The sequence below is a fragment of the Microcoleus sp. AT9b-C3 genome (assembly GCF_036705485.1).
Lineage (GTDB): Bacteria > Cyanobacteriota > Cyanobacteriia > Cyanobacteriales > Microcoleaceae > Microcoleus.
The window spans coordinates 61,739-81,913 of record NZ_JAUBUR010000011.1; the positions used below are offsets into that span (position 1 = coordinate 61,739).

17 protein-coding genes and 1 pseudogene are annotated in these 20,175 nt (G+C 46.6%); 10 read left to right on the forward strand and 8 right to left on the reverse strand.

Annotated features, from left to right (window positions below; genetic code table 11):
• Positions 1–337: 337 nt before the first annotated feature.
• The 5 genes from dnaK (at position 338) to QUB77_RS12635 (ending at position 9,332) form a co-directional block, all read left to right on the forward strand.
• Positions 338–2,245, forward strand: a complete 1,908-nt coding sequence (dnaK, locus tag QUB77_RS12615; RefSeq protein WP_333073796.1) for a molecular chaperone DnaK — start codon at positions 338–340, stop codon at positions 2,243–2,245.
• A gap of 198 nt (positions 2,246–2,443) precedes the next feature.
• A complete protein-coding gene (locus QUB77_RS12620) occupies positions 2,444–2,956 on the forward strand; it encodes a DUF4112 domain-containing protein (RefSeq protein WP_333172660.1) in 513 nt (170 codons plus the stop codon).
• Between the two features lie 321 nt (positions 2,957–3,277).
• On the forward strand, positions 3,278–3,886 hold the full coding sequence (locus tag QUB77_RS12625) for a PadR family transcriptional regulator (protein ID WP_333172658.1): 609 nt from the start codon (positions 3,278–3,280) through the stop codon (positions 3,884–3,886).
• Positions 3,887–4,156: 270 nt separating this feature from the next.
• Positions 4,157–5,941 (forward strand): efflux RND transporter periplasmic adaptor subunit, encoded by a 1,785-nt coding sequence (locus QUB77_RS12630; protein ID WP_333172656.1) that lies wholly within the window; start codon positions 4,157–4,159, stop codon positions 5,939–5,941.
• A gap of 187 nt (positions 5,942–6,128) precedes the next feature.
• Positions 6,129–9,332 carry an efflux RND transporter permease subunit gene (locus QUB77_RS12635; RefSeq protein WP_333172653.1) on the forward strand — a complete coding sequence of 1,068 codons (3,204 nt, stop codon included), beginning with the start codon at positions 6,129–6,131 and terminating at the stop codon, positions 9,330–9,332.
• Positions 9,333–9,604: 272 nt separating this feature from the next.
• Here the strand turns inward: QUB77_RS12635 and QUB77_RS12640 are convergent, their stop codons facing one another.
• Entirely contained in the window at positions 9,605–9,760 is a 156-nt protein-coding gene (locus QUB77_RS12640; RefSeq protein ID WP_333073783.1) for a hypothetical protein, read from the reverse strand.
• An 88-nt stretch (positions 9,761–9,848) separates the two neighbouring features.
• On the opposite strand from QUB77_RS12640, the gene QUB77_RS12645 reads away from it, so the two are divergent.
• Entirely contained in the window at positions 9,849–10,142 is a 294-nt protein-coding gene (locus tag QUB77_RS12645) for a hypothetical protein (protein ID WP_333172651.1), read from the forward strand.
• A gap of 98 nt (positions 10,143–10,240) precedes the next feature.
• Here QUB77_RS12645 and QUB77_RS12650 read toward each other — a convergent pair whose 3' ends face one another.
• The 4 genes and pseudogenes from QUB77_RS12650 to QUB77_RS12665 all read right to left on the reverse strand — a co-directional run bounded on the left by QUB77_RS12650 (position 10,241) and on the right by QUB77_RS12665 (position 13,706).
• Positions 10,241–10,882 (reverse strand): hypothetical protein, encoded by a 642-nt coding sequence (locus QUB77_RS12650; protein WP_333172649.1) that lies wholly within the window; start codon positions 10,880–10,882, stop codon positions 10,241–10,243.
• Positions 10,883–10,903: 21 nt separating this feature from the next.
• Positions 10,904–11,443, reverse strand: a complete 540-nt coding sequence (locus QUB77_RS12655; RefSeq protein WP_333172647.1) for a hypothetical protein — start codon at positions 11,441–11,443, stop codon at positions 10,904–10,906.
• A gap of 60 nt (positions 11,444–11,503) precedes the next feature.
• Entirely contained in the window at positions 11,504–13,390 is a 1,887-nt protein-coding gene (locus QUB77_RS12660) for a pentapeptide repeat-containing protein (protein ID WP_333172645.1), read from the reverse strand.
• Between the two features lie 133 nt (positions 13,391–13,523).
• Positions 13,524–13,706 (reverse strand): annotated as a pseudogene (locus QUB77_RS12665) (DUF433 domain-containing protein).
• A 364-nt stretch (positions 13,707–14,070) separates the two neighbouring features.
• Here QUB77_RS12665 and QUB77_RS12670 point away from each other — a divergent pair.
• Complete coding sequence (locus QUB77_RS12670; RefSeq protein WP_333172644.1) at positions 14,071–15,099, forward strand: hypothetical protein; 1,029 nt, start codon at positions 14,071–14,073, stop codon at positions 15,097–15,099.
• A gap of 60 nt (positions 15,100–15,159) precedes the next feature.
• Here QUB77_RS12670 and QUB77_RS12675 read toward each other — a convergent pair whose 3' ends face one another.
• From QUB77_RS12675 to QUB77_RS12685, 3 genes are all read right to left on the reverse strand, one after another.
• Positions 15,160–15,408 carry a transporter suffix domain-containing protein gene (locus QUB77_RS12675; RefSeq protein ID WP_333172640.1) on the reverse strand — a complete coding sequence of 83 codons (249 nt, stop codon included), beginning with the start codon at positions 15,406–15,408 and terminating at the stop codon, positions 15,160–15,162.
• 244 nt (positions 15,409–15,652) lie between these two features.
• Positions 15,653–16,471, reverse strand: a complete 819-nt coding sequence (locus QUB77_RS12680) for a carbohydrate ABC transporter permease (protein WP_333172637.1) — start codon at positions 16,469–16,471, stop codon at positions 15,653–15,655.
• A gap of 231 nt (positions 16,472–16,702) precedes the next feature.
• Positions 16,703–16,900 carry a hypothetical protein gene (locus QUB77_RS12685; RefSeq protein WP_333172635.1) on the reverse strand — a complete coding sequence of 66 codons (198 nt, stop codon included), beginning with the start codon at positions 16,898–16,900 and terminating at the stop codon, positions 16,703–16,705.
• 63 nt (positions 16,901–16,963) lie between these two features.
• Between QUB77_RS12685 and QUB77_RS12690 the strand changes: the two genes are divergently transcribed.
• The 3 genes from QUB77_RS12690 (at position 16,964) to accA (ending at position 20,085) form a co-directional block, all read left to right on the forward strand.
• Complete coding sequence (locus QUB77_RS12690) at positions 16,964–17,656, forward strand: aldehyde oxygenase (deformylating) (RefSeq protein WP_333172633.1); 693 nt, start codon at positions 16,964–16,966, stop codon at positions 17,654–17,656.
• 149 nt (positions 17,657–17,805) lie between these two features.
• Complete coding sequence (locus QUB77_RS12695) at positions 17,806–18,831, forward strand: long-chain acyl-[acyl-carrier-protein] reductase (RefSeq protein WP_333172630.1); 1,026 nt, start codon at positions 17,806–17,808, stop codon at positions 18,829–18,831.
• Positions 18,832–19,104: 273 nt separating this feature from the next.
• Positions 19,105–20,085, forward strand: a complete 981-nt coding sequence (gene accA / locus QUB77_RS12700; protein ID WP_333323033.1) for an acetyl-CoA carboxylase carboxyl transferase subunit alpha — start codon at positions 19,105–19,107, stop codon at positions 20,083–20,085.
• Positions 20,086–20,175: the final 90 nt, after the last annotated feature.

Below are 20,175 nucleotides of genomic sequence, written 5' to 3' on the forward strand. Positions count from 1 at the left end.
TTATACAACAAAGACGGCAAATACAACACAACGTATACGGTTTGCCACAATACCCGAATCGATCGCACACCGTACATTGGGAAGAGTAAAGAAAAGCAGTCAACAACTGTAGCGGTGCAAGCCTCACGGATGCAACCGTCCCCCAACAGGTTCGGTAAATACCCCTTCATCGCAAGGTCTACCGCCCGCAGTATAGAGATCAGCACCCTATCGAAGACTGTATTAAAGCAGGACTCACTACCCGTAAACAGCGAGGTAAAATCGCAGTCCTGAATAACCAGACTATCGCACAGATAAAACACCAAAATTTTGTAGAGATTGGAGCCGGAACACCCCTATGGGAAAAGTAGTTGGAATTGACTTAGGTACGACAAACTCCTGCGTCGCAGTTATGGAAGGCGGCAAACCCACCGTCATAGCCAACGCCGAGGGGGGTCGCACCACACCTTCTGTAGTAGCATATGCTAAAAATGGCGATCAACTTGTCGGACAAATCGCCAAGCGTCAAGCCGTGATGAACGCCGAAAACACCTTTTACTCAGTAAAACGGTTTATCGGGCGTCGGGTTGATGAAGTAGCCCACGAAACCACTGAAGTTTCCTACAAAGTCCTCAAAGTTGGCAACAGCCTCAAACTAGACTGTCCCGCGCGCGGCAAGCAATTTGCCCCAGAAGAAATTTCTGCACAAGTTCTCCGCAAACTCGTAGAAGACGCCAGCAAATACCTCGGCGAAACTGTCACCCAAGCGGTAATTACTGTTCCCGCTTACTTCAACGACTCCCAGCGCCAAGCTACGAAAGACGCGGGAAAAATTGCCGGTATAGAAGTGCTGCGGATTATTAACGAACCTACAGCAGCCGCTTTAGCTTACGGGTTAGATAAAAAGAGCAACGAAACCATCCTCGTATTTGACTTAGGTGGCGGTACTTTCGACGTATCTATTCTCGAAGTAGGCGACGGCGTATTTGAAGTGTTAGCAACTTCTGGAGACACTCACCTCGGCGGTGACGACTTCGACAAAAAAATCGTCGATTACATCGCTAATGAATTCCAAAGAGCCGAAGGCATTGACCTTCGCAAAGACAAACAAGCACTGCAACGCCTGACGGAAGCAGCAGAAAAAGCCAAGATTGAGCTTTCGAGCGTTACCCAAGCAGAAATCAACCTGCCGTTTATTACCGCGACTCAAGACGGGCCAAAACACTTGGACACGACTTTGACGCGGGGCAAGTTTGAAGAACTGTGCTCGGATTTGATCGATCGCTCCCGCATCCCCGTAGAAAATGCGATCCGCGACGCCAAATTAGACAAATCTGCAATTAATGAAGTCGTCTTAGTTGGTGGTTCTACACGCATTCCTGCGGTGCAAGAACTGGTCAAAAAACTCCTTGGCAAAGATCCAAACCAAACGGTAAACCCGGACGAAGTGGTCGCAGTGGGTGCAGCAATTCAAGCCGGCGTACTCTCCGGCGAAGTCAAAGACATCTTGTTGCTCGACGTTACTCCGCTGTCTCTCGGTGTGGAAACCTTGGGCGGCGTGATGACGAAAATCATTCCCCGCAACACCACTATTCCTACCAAGAAGTCGGAAACTTTCTCGACTGCTGTAGACGGCCAAACAAACGTGGAAATTCACGTTTTGCAAGGCGAACGGGAAATGGCGAATGATAACAAGGATTTGGGAACCTTCCGCTTAGATGGAGTTCCTCCAGCCCCCCGTGGCGTACCTCAAATTGAAGTTACTTTCGATATCGATGCTAACGGTATTTTGAATGTAGCTGCTAAGGATAAAGGTACTGGCAAGGAGCAATCGATTAGCATTACTGGTGCTTCTACTTTGCCCAGCAATGAAGTCGAGAAAATGGTCAAGGAAGCCGAGGCCAATGCGGCTGCTGACAAAGAGCGTCGCGAAAGGATCGATCGCAAAAACCAAGCTGATTCTCAAGCCTATCAAATCGAGAAGCAGTTGGCAGAATTGGGCGATAAAGTTCCCGCTGATGACAAAACTAAGATTGAAGGGTTGCTTAAAGACTTGCGAGCCGCGATCGAGAGTGAAGATGACGATCGCATCAAAACCCTAACAACAGAGTTGCAGCAAGCATTCTACGCTGTCAGCAGCAACCTGTACCAGCAAGCAGGCGGCCCAACTGATGGCCCTGGCGGCCCTGGTGGCTATGGAGACGGCGGCCCCACTGGCGGCGGCGACGACGTGATTGACGCCGACTTCACTGAAGGCAACAAATAACAGGCTAAATTAAAAGCCCCCAGCTAGAAGCAAGAAACCCGGTTTTGAACAGAAACCGGGTTTCTGTGCATTCAAAAACAAACAAAAGGCGATCGGCCCAAATTACTAAAAATCTTGCTTGAGGCATAGAGACAAAACTAGAATATGCTTCAACAAATATCATAAACTAGCAGTAATATCGCAATCGAGAGCAATTAAATGTCACGTTCTCCTATACAAAATTCCTCCGCAAATACTCCAAGCCAATCTCATGTTGCATCCTTGCGCCGACTCCGCCGGATCAGCCATTTACTAGACAATGCAATTGCGATTCCCGGCACAAAATACCGCATTGGACTCGATCCGATATTGGGACTTATACCGGGTGGCGGCGATTTAATCAGTTCAATCTTTGCAGGTTATGTTGTCTTCAAATCCGCTCAAATGGGAGTGCCGCAAGAGACTTTAGTAAAAATGGCAACTAATATCGTATTTGATACAGTTGCTGGTACTGTACCGGTAGCCGGAGATTTGTTGGATGTTGCTTGGAAAGCTAATGTCAAAAATATAGAATTGCTGGATGCTCATTTAGGTTCCCCGGAACAAGGCAAAAAAGCCGACTGGCTATTTGTGGCTGCTTTGCTGTTGGGTTTGGTATTAATTGTCGGAGGCGTGATTTTCTTGAGTGTGATGCTTTTTGCGTGGGTATTTCGATTACTGACAGGGCAGTGATTTGGGCTTTTAGGATTAAGCGATCGCCATTTGTTGAATTAAAAAATATACCTTAAGACTATTGACAAATATTACTTTATATGCAAACGACTATAAATTTTCTTTTAAACTCGGTATTGACCAAGAATTTCTTGATGATACCCGCCACGTGATTTATCCGTGGAATCAATCCAAAATCTCAAATCGAAAATCCTCAAGCCCCGGAATTTATCCGTGGGGCCAATCTAAAATCTAAAATCTAAAATCTAAAATCGAATGACCCGATAGCCCTTGAGTCCGATATAGTGATATAATCCAGACTATAATATCAATTTGATATAAATGCTTGAATTATCAGCCCTTGGGCTGCTACAGTTGCAACCCCTGCACGGCTATCGGCTAAAGCAACAACTGGAGCTGTTTATGAGCAGTTGCATCAGCGTCAACTACGGAGCGATTTACCCGCTGCTGAAGCGCTTGGAAGAGCGAGGGGAGATTTCGGTAATTGCCGAAGAAGCCGGAGATGCGGGCTGTCCGCGCAAAATCTACGGAATTACCGCCCAAGGGCGCGAACTCTGGCGGCAAAAAATGCTCGAACACCCTCAAGAAAGCTGGGTTAACAGTGGTTCCCGGTTCCGAATTAAGTTTTTCTTTTTTGGTAACTTAGAACCCGAAGAACGGCTGAAGCTATTGGAACACCGCTTGCGAGCCTGTTACACCCGGCAAGACTACATCGAAAGCCTCAAGAGCGAATATCCACTAACCGACGACTATCAATTCGCCTCTCGCGATCGCTGCAAGTCAGTGCTGGCATCAGAGATAGATTGGTTAACCGAGCAACTAGCCAAGGAAAAAAGCGCGATCGCCGGAGTGCGTGAGTCCCCAACCTTCGCTGAATCCGCCGACTCCCAGGAAAAATCTTTCCAACTCACCCACTCAGGTGAGTCATAAGAAGGATGTGCAATCTTCCCTGCCATCGTAACTTTTGAGAGATAACAAGAAGCTTTCCTAAAAATAATCACTCCCTGGCTTGGCTAACTGCGATCGGACTAAAGCCCTTCACATACCCCAACCCGATTAAAAAGGGACTTTCCACATTCCATCCTGTTTAAAATCGCTTGTCCTTATTCCCCCTCTGTTTGAGGGAAACGCCGGAGAATCAAATATTCCGCCCAAGTCTCAGTAAGTCAGAAGTTAAAAAAAATCTAAGTGGTGCTGCCCATGAGTTATTCTAAATCCCCAGAATCCGTCGTTGAAGCCCAAGAGCAAAAATCTCCCACACCGGAACTGCACCCAACCGATGCAGACAGGGAGCAACAGCAGGATTCTGCAGCCGTTGCCGATGATCGCCCCGAACCTGTTGGTAAACCACGATCGCGCTGGCCCCTAATTGCCGCGATCGCGATCGTCACAGGCGCAGCAGGTTTCGGCTGGTACTCGTGGCAATCCGGTCATAATCGCGCACAGCAACCGGCAGCAGCAGCCCAACCCCCAGGCATACCAGTCAAGCTCGCAGCCGTACAAACCAGCTCAGTCCAAGATTCCTCGGAATTTGTCAGCAGCTTAGAAGCCAAGCGTTCGGTAGAGATCAAACCCCAAGTAGAAGGGCTAGTCACGGAGATTTTTGTCAAATCCGGGGACTTCATCAACAAAGGGCAAGCCATCGCCCGCATGAAAAGCGACAGCGCCCAAGCTGACTTGAGGGAATCCCAAGCCAACCTGATTCGCGCTCAATCCCATTTAGCCGAATTGCAAGCAGGAGCCAGGCCCGAAGAAATCGCCCAAGCTCAAGCCCAAGTCGCCCAAGCCCAAGCCAACCTCGCCCAACTGCGATCGGGTTCTCGGCCAGAAGAAATTGGCCAAGCCCAAGCCCGTGTTAGCCAAGCTGAAGCCGACCTCGCCGACGCCCAAACAGGTAGCCTCTTAGAAGAAATTGCCCAAGCAAAAGCGCAAATAGAGGCAAGCACAGCCGAAGCCAAGTTAGCCACCCAGCAGTTGGCCAGATATCAGGCATTGGCAAAAGAAGGTGCAACATCTGCAAACACCCTCCAGGAATACATCCAAAAAGAAAGCACCGCCAAAGCCAACCTCCGAGAAGCTCAAAGGCGGTTCGAGCAGCGGCAAAAGAACAGACAAGCCGAGATCGAGCGCCGGACAGCAGCCTTGCAACAGCAGCGGCAAGCTTTGCGGCAATTGCAAAACGGTTCGCGCCCAGAGGAAATAGCCAAAGCCGAAGCAGAAGTCGCACAAGCCAAGAGCAGATTAGCGGAGTTAGCCAACGGCACTCGCCAAGAACAGCTAGATCAAGCTGAAGCGCAAGTTGCCGAGGCCGCCGCTCAAGTGCGCGGCTTTGAAGTACAACTACAAGAAACTGCTGTCATCGCGCCCTTCGCGGGAGTCATCGGCGACATACCAGTGAAAGTAGGTGATTACTTGCAAAAAGGTAACGCCATTGCCATCCTGACAGAGAACCAATTGCTAGACTTGCGGTTATCAATTCCTTTGGAACGGCAGCCTCAATTACGCTTAGGGCTGCCAGTACAAATGCTCGATGCTCAAGGTAAGGCGATCGCCCAAGGTCAAATCAGTTTTATCTCCCCCAACGTCAGCGCTAATTCCCAAACAATTTTAGCTAAAGCCACCTTTCCCAACCCCAGCGGCGAACTGCTTAATCTCCAGTTTGTAAAAGCTAAAGTCATCTGGAAACAGAACCCGGGAATTTTAGTTCCCGTAACAGCAGTCACTCGCTTAGGTGGAGAAACTTTTGTCTTCACAGCTCAAAAGCCGGAACAGCAAAAACCTGGAATGCCACCTTTAGTAGCGCGCCAAAAGGCAGTGAAATTGGGAACCATTCAGGGGAATAATTATCAAGTTATCGAAGGTTTGAAAGCAGGCGAAAAAATTGTTACCGCAGGCATCCTTAACCTGACAGACGGCGCTCCCATTATGGCTCAAGAGGAAGGAAAAGGAACCGAAGAAAAATTCCCAGTAGGAAGCAAAAAATAAGGTATGCTGTTTCGCTTGTGCGCTCTTGATTCACCTCTTAAGAGCGCACAAGCGCAACTACGTACCTTATGTGAAACTACTTGATTGCTCAGCTATTAAAAAAGGGGAAATTTTAATTTTTGACGTAAGTCTAATTAGGAATTACGAATTACGAATTATCAACTAACAACTACCCATTACCCAAATAATGTTTGCAGATTTCTTTATTAAACGACCAGTCTTTGCTAGCGTCTGCGCCTTAATTATTATTTTGGTAGGCGCAATCAGCATTCCCAGCATACCTATCGAGCGCTTCCCCGACATCAGCCCTACGCAAATCAACGTCACAGCTAACTATAGCGGGGCGAGTGCTGAAATTGTCGAAAATGCTGTCACCAACATCCTAGAAAGGCAAATCAACGGCGTTGAAGGACTAAAATATCTAACTTCCAGTAGTAGTAACGATGGTACCAGCACCATTACAGCTACCTTTGATTCCTCGCGCAACAAAGACATTGCCGGCGTCGATGTTCAAAATCGAGTTGCAGTTGCTCAACCACAACTACCAGATGCCGTACAACGCACAGGAGTTAGAGTTACCAAACAATCTACAAGTCTCCTATTAGCGATCGGTTTATTTACAGAAAATAAAGAATACGACACCATATTTTTAAGCAACTACGCTGACCTATATTTAGCAGATGCTTTAAAGCGGGTAAAAGGTGTTGGCGACGTGCGAATTTTTGGGGAAAGACGCTATGCAATGCGTTTATGGATAGATCCCAATAAATTAGCAGCTCGCAGTCTCACAATGCAAGATGTAACGAGGGCTCTCAACGAACAAAACTTGCAAGTTGGTGCTGGGAGAGTTGGCCAAGAACCTGCTCCCCAGGGACAAATGTATCAAATTGACTTGCGTGCTGAAAGTCGCCTCAAAGAACCAGCAGAATTTGAAGAAATCGTCCTCAAAACAGAGACAAATGGAACGTTAGTTAAATTAAAAGATGTGGGGAGAGCAGAACTAGGGGCAGAAAATTACAGCTCATTTCTGCGATTTAGAGGCAATGATGCAGTAGGTTTAGGGATTTACCAACTGCCTGGAAGTAATGCTTTGAATGTTGCCCATGCCGTCAAAACCGAAATGGAAAAACTAGCGGTTGCTTTCCCTCCGGGGTTGCAACATAGAGTAGCACTGGACACGACTTTGTTTGTAGAAGAGTCGATGGCAGAAGTAGTCAAGACATTATTTGAAGCAGTCTTGTTAGTGGTGATAGTAATTTTTGTTTTCTTGCAAGACTGGCGCACAACTATTATTCCTATCATCACAATTCCAATTTCTTTGATTGGGACGTTTGCCTTTATCAAAGTTTTTGGATTTACGATTAACAGTTTATCTCTGTTTGGTCTGACATTAGCGACCGGATTAGTGGTTGATGACGCTATCATTGTAGTAGAAAATATTGACCGCCTGATCCGCCAAGGGATGAATGCCCGCCAAGCGGCTTTTGAGTCAATGCGGGAGCTTTTTAGCGCTGTAATTGCGACTTCTTTAGTGTTGATGGCAGTGTTCGTGCCAGTGGCATTTTTTCCCGGAACTACGGGAGCGCTTTATAAACAATTTGCGCTGACAATCGCTTTTTCAGTATTGCTTTCTACCTTTATGGCTATTACTCTCACGCCCTCACTTGCAGCTATATTACTGCGTCGAGGGTCGAAGTTTGGGGGCCCGCTAGGTTGGGTTTTTGACCGTTTTAATGGAGTTCTAGATTGGGTACAGCGGCAATATCGGAAATCCTTAATATTTCTCACAGGAATTAAGACTATTGTCACCCTCGTGTTCATCGCTTCTCTGGGAGTAACAGCTTGGCTTTATTTATCAGTGCCCACAGCATTTATCCCGGAAGAAGACCAGGGCTATTTTCTGACAATTATTCAAGGGCCCCAAGGTGTTTCGCTGCAATACACTCAGAAAGTAATGGATCAAGTAGAACAAGAAATCCTCAAACTTCCTGAAGTTGTCGGGACTTTTTCAGTGGGCGGATTTGGTTTTAGCGGTAGCACTTCTAATCAAGGCATTATATTTACTACACTTAAAGCCTGGGATGAACGTCACGGAGAAGATCAAACTGTACAAGCGATTATTGGTAAGTTGCGCGGTAAGTTTTTCTCGATTCCAGAAGCGAGAATTTTCCCTGTGAATCCGCCGGCTATTCAAGGTTTAGGTCAATTTGGTGGTTTCCAATTTCAATTGCAAGACCGCAAAGGTAACAGCGGTTTAGATGGCTTAGTCCAGACTATGGGCGCAATTTTGAAGCAGGCAAATCAGACACCGGGATTGCAGGCGGTATTTAGTACGTTTGCTGCCAATACGCCTCAGTTAATTGTGGAGGTTGACCGCAATCGAGCTAAGGCTCTCGATATTCCCATTGATGATGTTTTCAGTACGTTACAAACGGCTCTGGGTGCTCAGTATGTGAACGATTTTAACCTCCAGCAGCGCAATTATCGGGTGTATGTTCAGGCGGATAAACAGTTTCGTGATAACCCTGAAGATATTGGGAAATTGTATGTGCGTTCTGGAAAGAATGAAATGATTTCTTTGAGCAATGTGGTGAAGATTACTCCGGTGGTGGGGGCGCAAACTGTTAACCACTACAATTTATATAGGTCAATTGAAATTACTGGTACTCCGGCTCCGGGAGCGAGTTCTGGACAAGCGCTAAAATCGATGGAAAAGGTGTCTGCTCAAGTTTTGCCTTCTGGTTTTGGCTATGAATGGTCGGGGAGTTCTTTAGAAGAAATTGAGTCGGGCGGTCAAGCACCGATTATTTTCGGTTTGGGGCTGATTTTTGTGTTTTTGGTTTTGGCTGCACAGTACGAAAATTATGTCGATCCTTTCATTATTTTGCTATCGGTGCCTCTGGCGATTTTAGGTGCTCTTTTAGCTCAGTCGTTGCGGGGTTTGGCGAATGATGTTTATTGCCAGATTGGTTTGGTGATGTTGATTGGATTGGCTAGTAAAAATGCGATTTTAATTGTGGAGTTTGCGAACCAGTTGCGGGAGCAGGGATATTCAATTGCTAAGGCGGCAGTTGAGGCTTCTCAAGAGCGTTTACGACCGATTTTGATGACTTCTCTGTCTTTCATTTTGGGTATTGCTCCTCTGGTTAACCCAGAAGGTGCGGGTGCAGCCAGTCGCCGATCGCTAGGGAATGCGATCGCGGGGGGGATGGTTGTTTCTACTGTCTTGAGTTTGTTTATAGTGCCGGTTCTGTATGTGGTGGTTGTCTCGGCTCGCGATCGCTTTAAGAAGCGCGATCGACTAGACAATCTCCCCGATGATGGTACAACTTTGAACGGGAAAACGGCTTCCCACGAGGAGGTTGAACGCGATAAAGTATCGCCGCTGTAGTTGCTAAGTGGAAAAGGCGATCGTTCGTTTTGCGAGTCTCATTGGTGCGATCGCCCAAAACCCGCCAATCCCGCATCAAAACCCCCAAAGTCCCCAGATTAGTCCGGGGCTCAATTCTTCAATCCCAAATCCCAAATCCCAAATCCCAAATCTAAAATCTAAAATCGATAGATTAGTTCGGGGCTCAATTCTTCAATCCCAAATCCCAAATCTAAAATCTAAAATCTAAAATCTAAAATCTAAAATCGATTGACGGCGGCCCCCATCTGCGGCTACGCTTTGAAGTGAGAGGTTGCTTGCTTGTAGAGGAGGCAACCCGCGTCGCCCAAAAATCTAGTTGCACTGCCCAAAGCTGCTACCAACAGCAATGGACAGCTAACCGCCAAACTGGGTATAGCAGTCTGGAGGCTAACGGAGTATCTTAACATCCTCTGTAGCTGCCCTGCTATGTGTTGAAATGCGGGGCGGCTGGGTTTTTGGGTTTTTCTAGAAAACCCAAAACCAGGAGAACATATTATGTCACAGGAATTCTTGCCTGACGACAACAAATTCGTTAGCGAAGCCCTCGAAGAGGATCGCCCAAATGACGGCTCAGCAGCAGTATCGGAACAGGAAGTGGTGCTGTTAACGGTTGTCGGTTCGCCCAAGGGTGTCAGGGAAACCATACTCACTTTGTACCGACTGGGATTTGCCCAAGTCGGCGATTGGAGTCCCGTACAACGTGCAGCCAATCCGAAGCAGGTGATGAGCGTGCTGATCCGTCGGAAGCGATCGACTGATGATACACCGCCGAGAAAATCGGGACGGTAAGCTGCGCTGTCATTTTGATTGAAGCGAAGAATCTTCGTGGGGTGGGCGTCTCGCCCGCCCTAAAAATACCATTACTTACTGGGCGTTGATATTGGATTTCAGGGTAAAAGTAAGAGACTTGCGATCGCGGGCAACAATTTACTGCAAGCTTCCACCAACGTCGCCGCACTAGGTAAACCAGCAATAGTCCCTTTCAAAATTTTCATTGCCGTTTTCCCCGCCTTTTGCATTGTACTTTCTTGGGGATTTTTCCCTACTTCTGCCAAAGTTTTTACCTGTTCCAATGCTTCAGCTTTATCATCATCAGATAAATCAGTTTCAGCCTCGATCGCTGTTTGTAACTCAGTCAACAGTTCTTTGATTCCCGGTTCATCTGGTTTAGCAGAATCAGATAATTGATTAATTGTATTAGCAACTGTACCGCTGATATCACCTAAACTTAACGCTCCTGCGCCGCTAGCGTTAACGGTTCCGCCTGTAATTTCTATTTTGCGACTTTGGTCGATTTGGTCACTCATAGCTTTACTTTCTGATGTAGATTTAACTTCATTATTAATAATAACATTAACAGGTCGCGTAGCCAACAATTTGAGAAGTTCATTTAACTCCAAACTTTTTTGACGGTAAAAGTCTATATCTCTATCTTTAGCTTGCAGTTCAGATTTGTGCTTGGCTTCTAAATTTTTGATAATTTGCTCATAGGCCTGGATGATTCGAGTAAGACTTTCGTCACTTTGCATGGTTTGGGTAAGACTTTATGCTTACTTATCCTCCTGAATAATATTAATCGACAGCGGTTGTTTAGCTAACATCTCTGTTAGTTCTCTCATTTCAGCTATTTGCTGGCGATATAAAGCGATTTCGTCATCTTTATATTTTAATTCTGCCTTGTATTTTTGGGCGATCGCCCTTAGTGACTCCACATCCTCTGATTGGGAGATCGACTCATCTTGCTGACTGGAATGAGCATCGGTTTCAAGTTGTGTCAAACTTTTAGAAACTGCTTCGGAAATAGCTCTCTCTTGACGGTACATGGCTATCTCGCAATCTTTGGCTCGCAATTCAGCTTGATATTTATCTTCAATAGCCTTTAACAGTAGTTCGTAGTTTTGCTTTAACTCGTGATAAATGATAGCTTGCTTATCATCTGTCAGAGCATTGACAAAGATTGCAATTACTCCCTTTTCGGAATTTTCTATACTCTGGATTGACAATTCTGTATTTTCATTGGCAATGGCAGCTTGCAATTGCAGCAGTAATTCTTTAAATTCCGGTTTTTCTGAACCTACTGATACGCTCATAGCTTTGATTTCCGCTGTTACCAGAGTTTGACTAAAATTATAGCATTACTCACTTTGTGATTAAGGGCGAGCGGCTGGATCGGGCAACTCCTCGATCGTGTTGGCTGTTGTACCGCCATTGTCTCCTAAACTTAAAGATCCCGCACCGGTAGCGTTAACCGTTCCTCCTGAAATTTTAGCTTTGCGACTTTGGTCGATGTTGTCGCTTGCGACTTTATTCTCTGCTGTAGATTGATTGTTAATGTTAATTATAGGATTCGATGGCTGAGGCACGGTTGAAGGATTTACCACATATTGACTAAACACTCCTTTCACAAAGTCTTGAAAGACACGATAGTGATGTCTTTCTATTGCAAGAATTTCATCTTTAGATTTTAATTGCTCGGCTCGCATTTGAGCTTCTAGCCTTGCTTGATAAACTTCGTCCCAAATTTGCTCAACTTTACCCTTATCCGTTCCTTCGGGAACTTTGAGAGTCAGTAAAACATCGTTTTCTTTCTTCTCAACTCCTTGAATTGACTCCGCTGTCAGGTCTGGAAATTCTCGCATTAACTTCTGAAAAGCGGCGACAAAAGCTTCGGGGTTAATCCCATCTTTGAGGAGGATTTGCATCGTTGCCATAATCTTTTTATATAGTTTCTCGAAATCCCCCGGTTCAAAACATTTACTGATGTGGTGAGGGCGGCGATCGCGATCGTCAGTTCCCGGTTTGGGATATTCTAGAAGATAAACAAACCGACAGTCAACGCGATCGAGCTTTGTATTAGCGTCAATGTTCCAAGCTTCCAAACAAGCACCTGTAAAACAAGCTTCTGTAAAATCTGTTGCTAAGGCTTGAGTTTCAGTCAGGTTTGCAAATTCCAAATTAGCTTGATGCAAAGTTGCTTCGCTGAGGTTAGCCTGCTTGAGATTAGCATAGCTGAGATTAACATCGCGTGTCAGGTTTGCTCCTTGGAGATTCGCACCAACATAGGATTTTTTGTAGCCCTTGCCAGTGATGAGTAATTCTCGAACGCGGGTATCAGCTAATATCGAATTACCGACTCGCGCGCGATCGAGTTTTTCTGTATTGCGGAAGCAAGTGCGAGTGAGATTGGCGGTTCTAAAATCTGTACTTTTGAGAGTTGCCTCAGTGAAATTGGCATCAGTTAAGTCGGCATTGCGAAAGCTAGTGCCACCTGTAGCCGCAAAGGCAATGACAATGGTGCGAATTAAGGCCTCTTTCTCATCCCCAGCCAGGGCACGCCAAGCAACGTAAATACCTAGTCCTGTCGCAGCCGCAGCCGCTGCCGCAGCCACTGCCACTGGCCCAGCCCCTGCCATTGGAATTGCCGCAGCCACTGTCGCAGCCACTGCCGCAGCCACTGCCACTGCTCCTGTCGCTGCTCCTGCCCCTGCCCCTGCCATTGCCCCTGCCACTGCCGCTACCGCTGCCCCTGCCACTGGCCCTGCCGTTACCGCTGTCCATGTCCCTATACCTGCCACTGCCGCTGCCACTGGCACTGCCGTTACCGCTGTCCATGTCGCTGCCACTGTCACTGCCACTGCCGCTGCCACTGCCGCTGCCACTGCGACTGCCACTGCCCCTGCCACTAAACTTTGGCGCAGGGTCACTATAAAGAAAATTGTGAAAATTATCAGAAATAAGACACCTAGAGTCAGGAGGTTTTGTTTGATGCTATCTGGAGCTAAAAACCGTGTTACCCAACCGGTAGTCAAGCCTGATATCAATCCCGATATTGCCGATAGAAATAGCGAGATAGTTACTAGAAAAATTGTCCAGCGGCGTTGCAGTCCGGCTTTGGCACGGGTGAAGTCAGCTTTTCTGAGGATGGCATTGGTGAAGTTTGCGCCTCGGATGTCTGCACCGATGAATTTTGCACCTGTGAGGTCTTGACCTTTGAAATTGTGGCCTCGGAGATTTTTACCGGAGAAGTCTGTGGGCATGATTTCACGTAGGGATATAATATTATGTCCAGTCAATTAATGACGACTACAGTGCGAACTTCTAGCTCGCGAGCCTTACCCTCTTACTACAGAATCATTATTAGCGATTACCGAAACATAATATGATAACGATTTAATAAAAACTCAAACAAGCCCAAATATCCTGTTGGGTAAGATACGGAAAATTATCTAGGATTTATTGATAACTCATCCCCGAAGCGAGATATTCCAACACATCATAAACCGTAATTATCATGCCTAGAATACAAGGTTTACCACCTCGCTTACCCGGTTCGCTCGTAATGATATTAGCGATGTCTTGTTGTGACCTGGCACTTTTCCTTTAGCTTATTTTCTCACTTCTAGGCTAACAAAGGGATAGAGCGCTCCTAACGTTTGGTAGCTTCCAGCATTTTATTAGTTCCTTTAATTTCCTAATTCACTTTAACTCAATCCCCACACAGCCAGCACTCGCATGAAGTCCCATCAGGCGCGTGCCCGGAGTCTTTTTGGGTATCTTTTCGCCGATCGCCCTCCATCGTGCAATAATAATATGACTTGCACAAAAACTCTATTAGTAGGTAAATCTTGCCTACCTTACCGCTACATATAGCGTCTCAACTGTCAACCCGTGCAGGTTCCCAATTAAACCGGCTGTTGCACTACACAAAATTTTCCTAATGGCTGAAGTCCCCCTAAATCCCGCAGAACTTGCAGAAGCCCTCAACGGCTTTACCGATATCAATTTCCAATTGCCAGACCCCGAAGACGAACAACTACCCGACTTTGATTTTGAAAATCAAGTTGACAATGCCTGGAAAGTGTGCGAGCGCTTCGACTTGCAAACCGACATTTGGCGGGGACGCATTCTCCGAACAGTCCGAGACAGAGAAAAAAAAGGTGGCGAAGGACGCGGCACAGGCTTTTTGAACTGGCTCAAAGAAAGAGAAATTGGCAAAAGTCAAGCCTATTCTTTGATAGAATTAGCTAATAGTGCCGATACTCTGATCCAGCAAGGAGATTTAGACCCAGATTCCATTAGAAACTTCAGCAAAAGAGCTTTTGTAGAAACCGCCAAAGCATCTCCCGAAGTCCAGCAAATGGTAACAGATGCCGCAGCAAATGGCGATCGCATCACCCGCCGCGAAGTCAAACAACTATCCGACGAATGGATGGCAATGAACTCAGATTTATTGCCAGAAGAAGTCAAAGAAAAAGCATCTACGGGTTCTCTACCTTCCCGCTACCTCGCTCCTTTAGTCAAAGAAATGGAGAAACTCTCCCCATCTCACCAAAGCGAAATACAAAAAGAAGTAGCAGAAAATCCCGACGTTGATACTGTCAAACAGCTAACTTCAGACGCCAAGAACTTATCAAAATATCTCGACGCCGCCGCCCAAGTGCAAGCTCTCAATCAGTCGCACCTCGACATGGAAATGGCCTTAGAAGAATCTTTGCGAGTAGGCTGTTTGGGAACCACCGCCGACGTTGTAAAACAAGCCGCACAGCTAGAACAAACAGTAGTCAAACTCTACACAATTTGGAAGCGTTTAGGCAGTTTGGCTGATAGATTATACGTGGATACAGGAGCAAGCACACCCAATTTGCGGTTGCTTTTGGGATGCTTGGACAGTCTTTCGGGAGAAAAGATAGAAGTGGACTTTGGAGACGGAGAACGCTCTATTCGCTTGCAAATTTTCAGCGAATAGCTCAACCTTGACCGCAGATAAACGCCCACATCCAGGCTGAATATCTGCGTCGAGTCCTGTTCATCTGCGGTTAAAATTTCTGAGTTTTTTCCAAAGATAGCGGGGATGCAAATAACGCCGATATTTGGTAACTACTTCTTTTCCCAACAGCACTACGCTAATCCAAAAACAAACTTCCGCCCCAACAGCAAGAACGATATCAATCGTAGTTTTTTCGGCGATGCTTAGCGGCAGGAACGGCACCACAAAAAAGATTACCAGCCAGGGCAGAAAAGATAGAACAAATAAAAACAAACCGAGTTTTTGCATAGATTCACATAATACCGCTTTGATATCCCCTTTATCTGTTAGTCTGCTGAAAGTGCACTTCGTTTGTATCGTAGCGATTTCCATCGCCGAGTTACTACAAACTCACATCGGAAACCAATGTCAGCAACAGGCTTTCCGGCCTGTTCCACAAGAAAGTTCACTCTTTGTGGAACAGGCCGGAAAGCCTGTTAAGCGAGAATGGTTCAACAAATGACTACAAACTTAATTGCCAAACATCTCCCACTCAATTCTTAATCCCCGTCGCCGCAATCCCCCGAATAAACTGGCGTTGACCGGCCAAAAACAGCAAAACGACCGGTACAGTTCCAATTACCACCGCCGCCATCAACAATTGCCAACTGCTAGTAAACTGTTCCTGAAACTCAGCCAAAACCAACTGCACAGTCCGCAACTCCGGCCGCGTCGTAAACACCAGCGGCTTAAACAAATCATTCCACTCCCCGATAAAGGTAAACAAAAACAGCGTCACCAAAGCAGGGCGGGCTAAAGGTAACATCACCTGCCACAAAACCTGCCAGCGGTTAGCCCCATCCAGCATTGCAGCCTCCTCCAACTCCACCGGAACAGTCATAAAATACTGGCGCAGCAGAAAAATCCCAAAACCGTTAGCCGCCGTAGGCAAAATCAGCGCCCCGTAAGTATTCAGCAGATGACCCCACTTCAAAACCAAGAAAATCGGAATCACCAAAAGCTGAAACGGAATTACCAGCGTTGCCAAAACCCCCAAAACTACGGCCTGTCGCCCGCGAAACTTCAGCCGGGCCAAGGCGTAACCGGCCAAAGCAGAAGTTACAACCTGAAAACCCGTCACTGCGATCGCCACTAGAGTAGAATTAACAAATGCCAACAAAAAATTGCCCCGTCGCCAAGCCTCCTGATAGTTCGCAAAAGTCAGGCCTGTGGCCTTGACATCGACACCAGATGGTGATAAAGAAACCAAAAATACAGCAGCCAGCGGCAGCAGCACCAGCGCAGCCCCCGCCAGCAACAAAATAAAACTCAGCAGTTGCAGCGCTTGAGATATGTCAAAGGATTTACCCATAAATTTGTGAATTAACCTAAAATAATAAGCCTGTGAGGTTCTCCCACCCGATCACATCCCAGATTCCCATACAACAACATAATAGTCGTAGAACGAAAGAAGGAGTACCTAGGGAGGAAGTTGTGATTAGGATATAATGTTATAGATAGAGTTGGTACTGTAAAACCCTCAAAGGTGGAGACATAGACCGTATTTCTATCATCTATTTCCGGGCAAAAGATCGACTAACGACTAATTCAAGTAATTAGTAAATAGATAGCATTCTAGCGATAGTCTTTCTGGAGTGTTCGACGGCAAAACTCCGCCAAACACGCTGATGACGCCAGTTTTTCCCGGAACGTCAAAGAAAAGTTCTTTGTCGAAAGAATCCTCAGCTATAATCTCTGATTTAGATGGGGTGCGTTCAAAAAAGGTAAAGTGCACTGTCACTGACCCCAATTTTAAAGTGGTTTGCAGACATCCCACAAGCTTATATGAGGAGACTACATATCTATGCCCCAGCTTGAGGCCAGCTCAACAATTGACTTTCAAACCGAAACTTACAAAGATGCTTACAGTCGCATCAACGCCATTGTGATTGAAGGCGAACAAGAAGCTCACGACAATTACCTGACACTGGCCGAACTGTTGGCTGACAAAAAAGCAGAGTTAGTTGGCTTGTCCAAGATGGAGAACCGCCACATGAAAGGCTTCCAAGCTTGTGGCCGGAATCTTAAAGTCACGCCGGACATGGCATTTGCCAAAGAGTTCTTTTCGGAACTGCACAAAAACTTCCAGACGGCAGCGGCCCAAGGTCAGATTGTAACTTGCTTGTTGATTCAATCGCTAATTATCGAGTGTTTTGCGATCGCAGCTTACAACATCTACATCCCCGTCGCCGATGACTTTGCTCGCAAAATCACCGAAGGCGTCGTCAAAGAAGAATACAGCCACCTCAACTTTGGGGAAGTCTGGCTGCAAGCTCACTTTGAGGAATCCAAAGCCGAACTCGAAGCGGCAAACCGCCAAAACCTGCCCATCATCTGGAGACTGCTAAACTCTGTCGCAGACGATGCCCGCGTTTTGGGAATGGAAAAAGACGCTTTAATCGAAGACTTTATGATTGCCTACGGCGAAGCCCTAGGCAACATAGGCTTTAACAACCGCGATATCATGCGGATGTCAGCACAAGGCCTCGCAGCCTAGTTAATTCGGAAATAAGGAATGGGAAAAAAATTAAAAATTAAAAATTAACAATGGGATAACTCATTTTAAAATATAAATTTTTAATCTTCCCATCTTTCATCTTCCATCTTCCATCTTCCACCTTCAATCTTCCTTCATTTGACAACTTAATGTTTGGTCTAATCGGTCACTTAACCAGCTTAGAACACGCCCAATCAGTAGCTAACGAGCTGGGCTATCCAGAATATGCCGATCAAGGTCTCGATTTTTGGTGCAGCGCACCGCCCCAAATAGTTGATCATATCACGGTAACAAGCATCACTGGACAAAAAATAGAAGGCCGCTATGTGGAGTCCTGTTTTCTGCCAGAAATGCTAGCCACTCGCCGGATAAAAGCAGCCACTCGCAAAATCATTAATGCGATGGCACACGCTCAAAAAAACGGGATTAACATCACTGCTTTAGGCGGCTTTTCTTCAATCATTTTTGAGAATTTCAACTTGCAGCAAATTAAGCAAATTCGCAATATCAAGTTGGAGTTCGAGCGCTTCACCACTGGTAACACTCACACGGCTTACATCCTCTGCCGCCAAGTAGAAGAAGCAGCCCCAAAATTGGGAATTGAACTTTCAAAAGCCACTGTAGCGGTTTGCGGTGCTACTGGGGATATTGGCAGTGCGGTGTGTCGCTGGCTCAATCTTAAAACAAATGTAGCAGAATTGTTGCTCATTGCCCGCGACAAAGAACGATTGCAAGATTTGCAATCGGAATTGGGGCGAGGCAAAATCATGGATTTGGAAGAAGCCCTGCCCCAAGCGGATATTGTAGTCTGGGTAGCCAGTATGCCAAAGGGAGTAGAAATTGACCCTAAGACATTGAAGCAACCCTGTTTATTGATTGACGGTGGCTATCCGAAAAATTTGGCAACTCAGGTTCAGCACCCCGGAATTTACGTACTAAATGGCGGGATTGTGGAGCATTCCCTCGATATTGAGTGGAAAATTATGAAGATTGTCAATATGGATGTACCGGGCCGACAGTTGTTTGCGTGTTTTGCCGAATCAATGCTGCTGGAATTTGAAAAATTGTATACCAATTTTTCTTGGGGACGGAATCAAATTACTGTGGAAAAGATGGAGCAAATCGGTCTTATTTCTGTCAAACACGGTTTCCGACCTTTATTAATGTCAGTTTGATGTTAACAGTTGACAGTTGACAGTTGACAGTTGACTGTTGACTGTTGACTGTTGATAGTTGGGGGGAAGTAAGAATGAGGGTATGCGCCTTAACCTATTATATTAAAAAGTGAAACGAAGCTGGAACCCCTGGTTTTTAAGCACAGTACGAAGCACATCACAATTTAAAACTCAAAACTTCCAATTTTGCCCTATTTTTTAGTATCCCCTGACAGGGTAGGATCGGGAAAGAGTCGATCGACAAAACCTTAAAACCTTATAGAAATTATCAGCGTGGCAAACCCCGACCGCAAACCACTACTCCTAGATTTTGAAAAGCCCCTGGCGGAACTAGAAAGCCGAATTCACCAGATTCGCGAACTGGCCGAAGAAAACAGCGTCGATGTTACCGACGAAATTCGCAAACTCGAAGCTCGCTCGGCCCAACTGCGACAAGAAATTTTCAGCAGCTTGTCCCCCATGCAGCGGCTGCAACTCGCTCGTCACCCGCGCCGCCCCAGCACCCTCGATTACATTCAGGCAATTAGCGACGAGTGGATCGAGCTTCACGGCGATCGGCGCGGCGGAGACGACCCGGCCCTCGTCGGTGGAATTGCCCGCATAGATGGGCGTCCCACAGTCATTATCGGCCATCAAAAAGGGCGCGACACTAAAGACAATATCGCCCGCAACTTCGGTATGGCTGCTCCCGGCGGCTACCGCAAAGCCCTGCGGTTGATGGAACACGCCGATCGCTTCGGAATGCCAATTTTCACCTTTATCGACACTCCCGGAGCTTGGGCGGGCTTAGAAGCAGAACAGCTCGGACAGGGAGAGGCGATCGCCTGTAACCTCCGAGAAATGTTTCGCCTCGACGTTCCCATTATTTGCACCGTCATCGGCGAAGGCGGTTCCGGCGGCGCCTTGGGTATCGGCGTCGGCGAGCGGCTGTTGATGCTGGAACATTCCGTCTACACCGTCGCCACTCCCGAAGCTTGCGCCGCCATTCTCTGGAAAGACTCTGGCAAAGCTAACTTGGCCGCAGAAGCCCTGAAAATCACTTCCTGGGACTTGAAAAACCTCGGCATTCTCGATCAAATAGTACCAGAGCCGATCGGTGGCGCTCACTCGAATCCCCTCAAAGCTGCGTCCATACTCAAACAAGCTTTGTTAGAAAACTTAGCAGAACTCACACAGCTTACGGCTCAGCAGCGACGCGAGCTTCGATATCAAAAGTTTCGCCACATCGGTGTATTCACTGAAATTGCGGCTTGAGCCGATCAATTCAGAGCTGTGAGTGATGAGTTAAAAATCTCTTACTTTAAACTCATAACTCACAGCTCACTATTCTGCTGCTCTATCAGC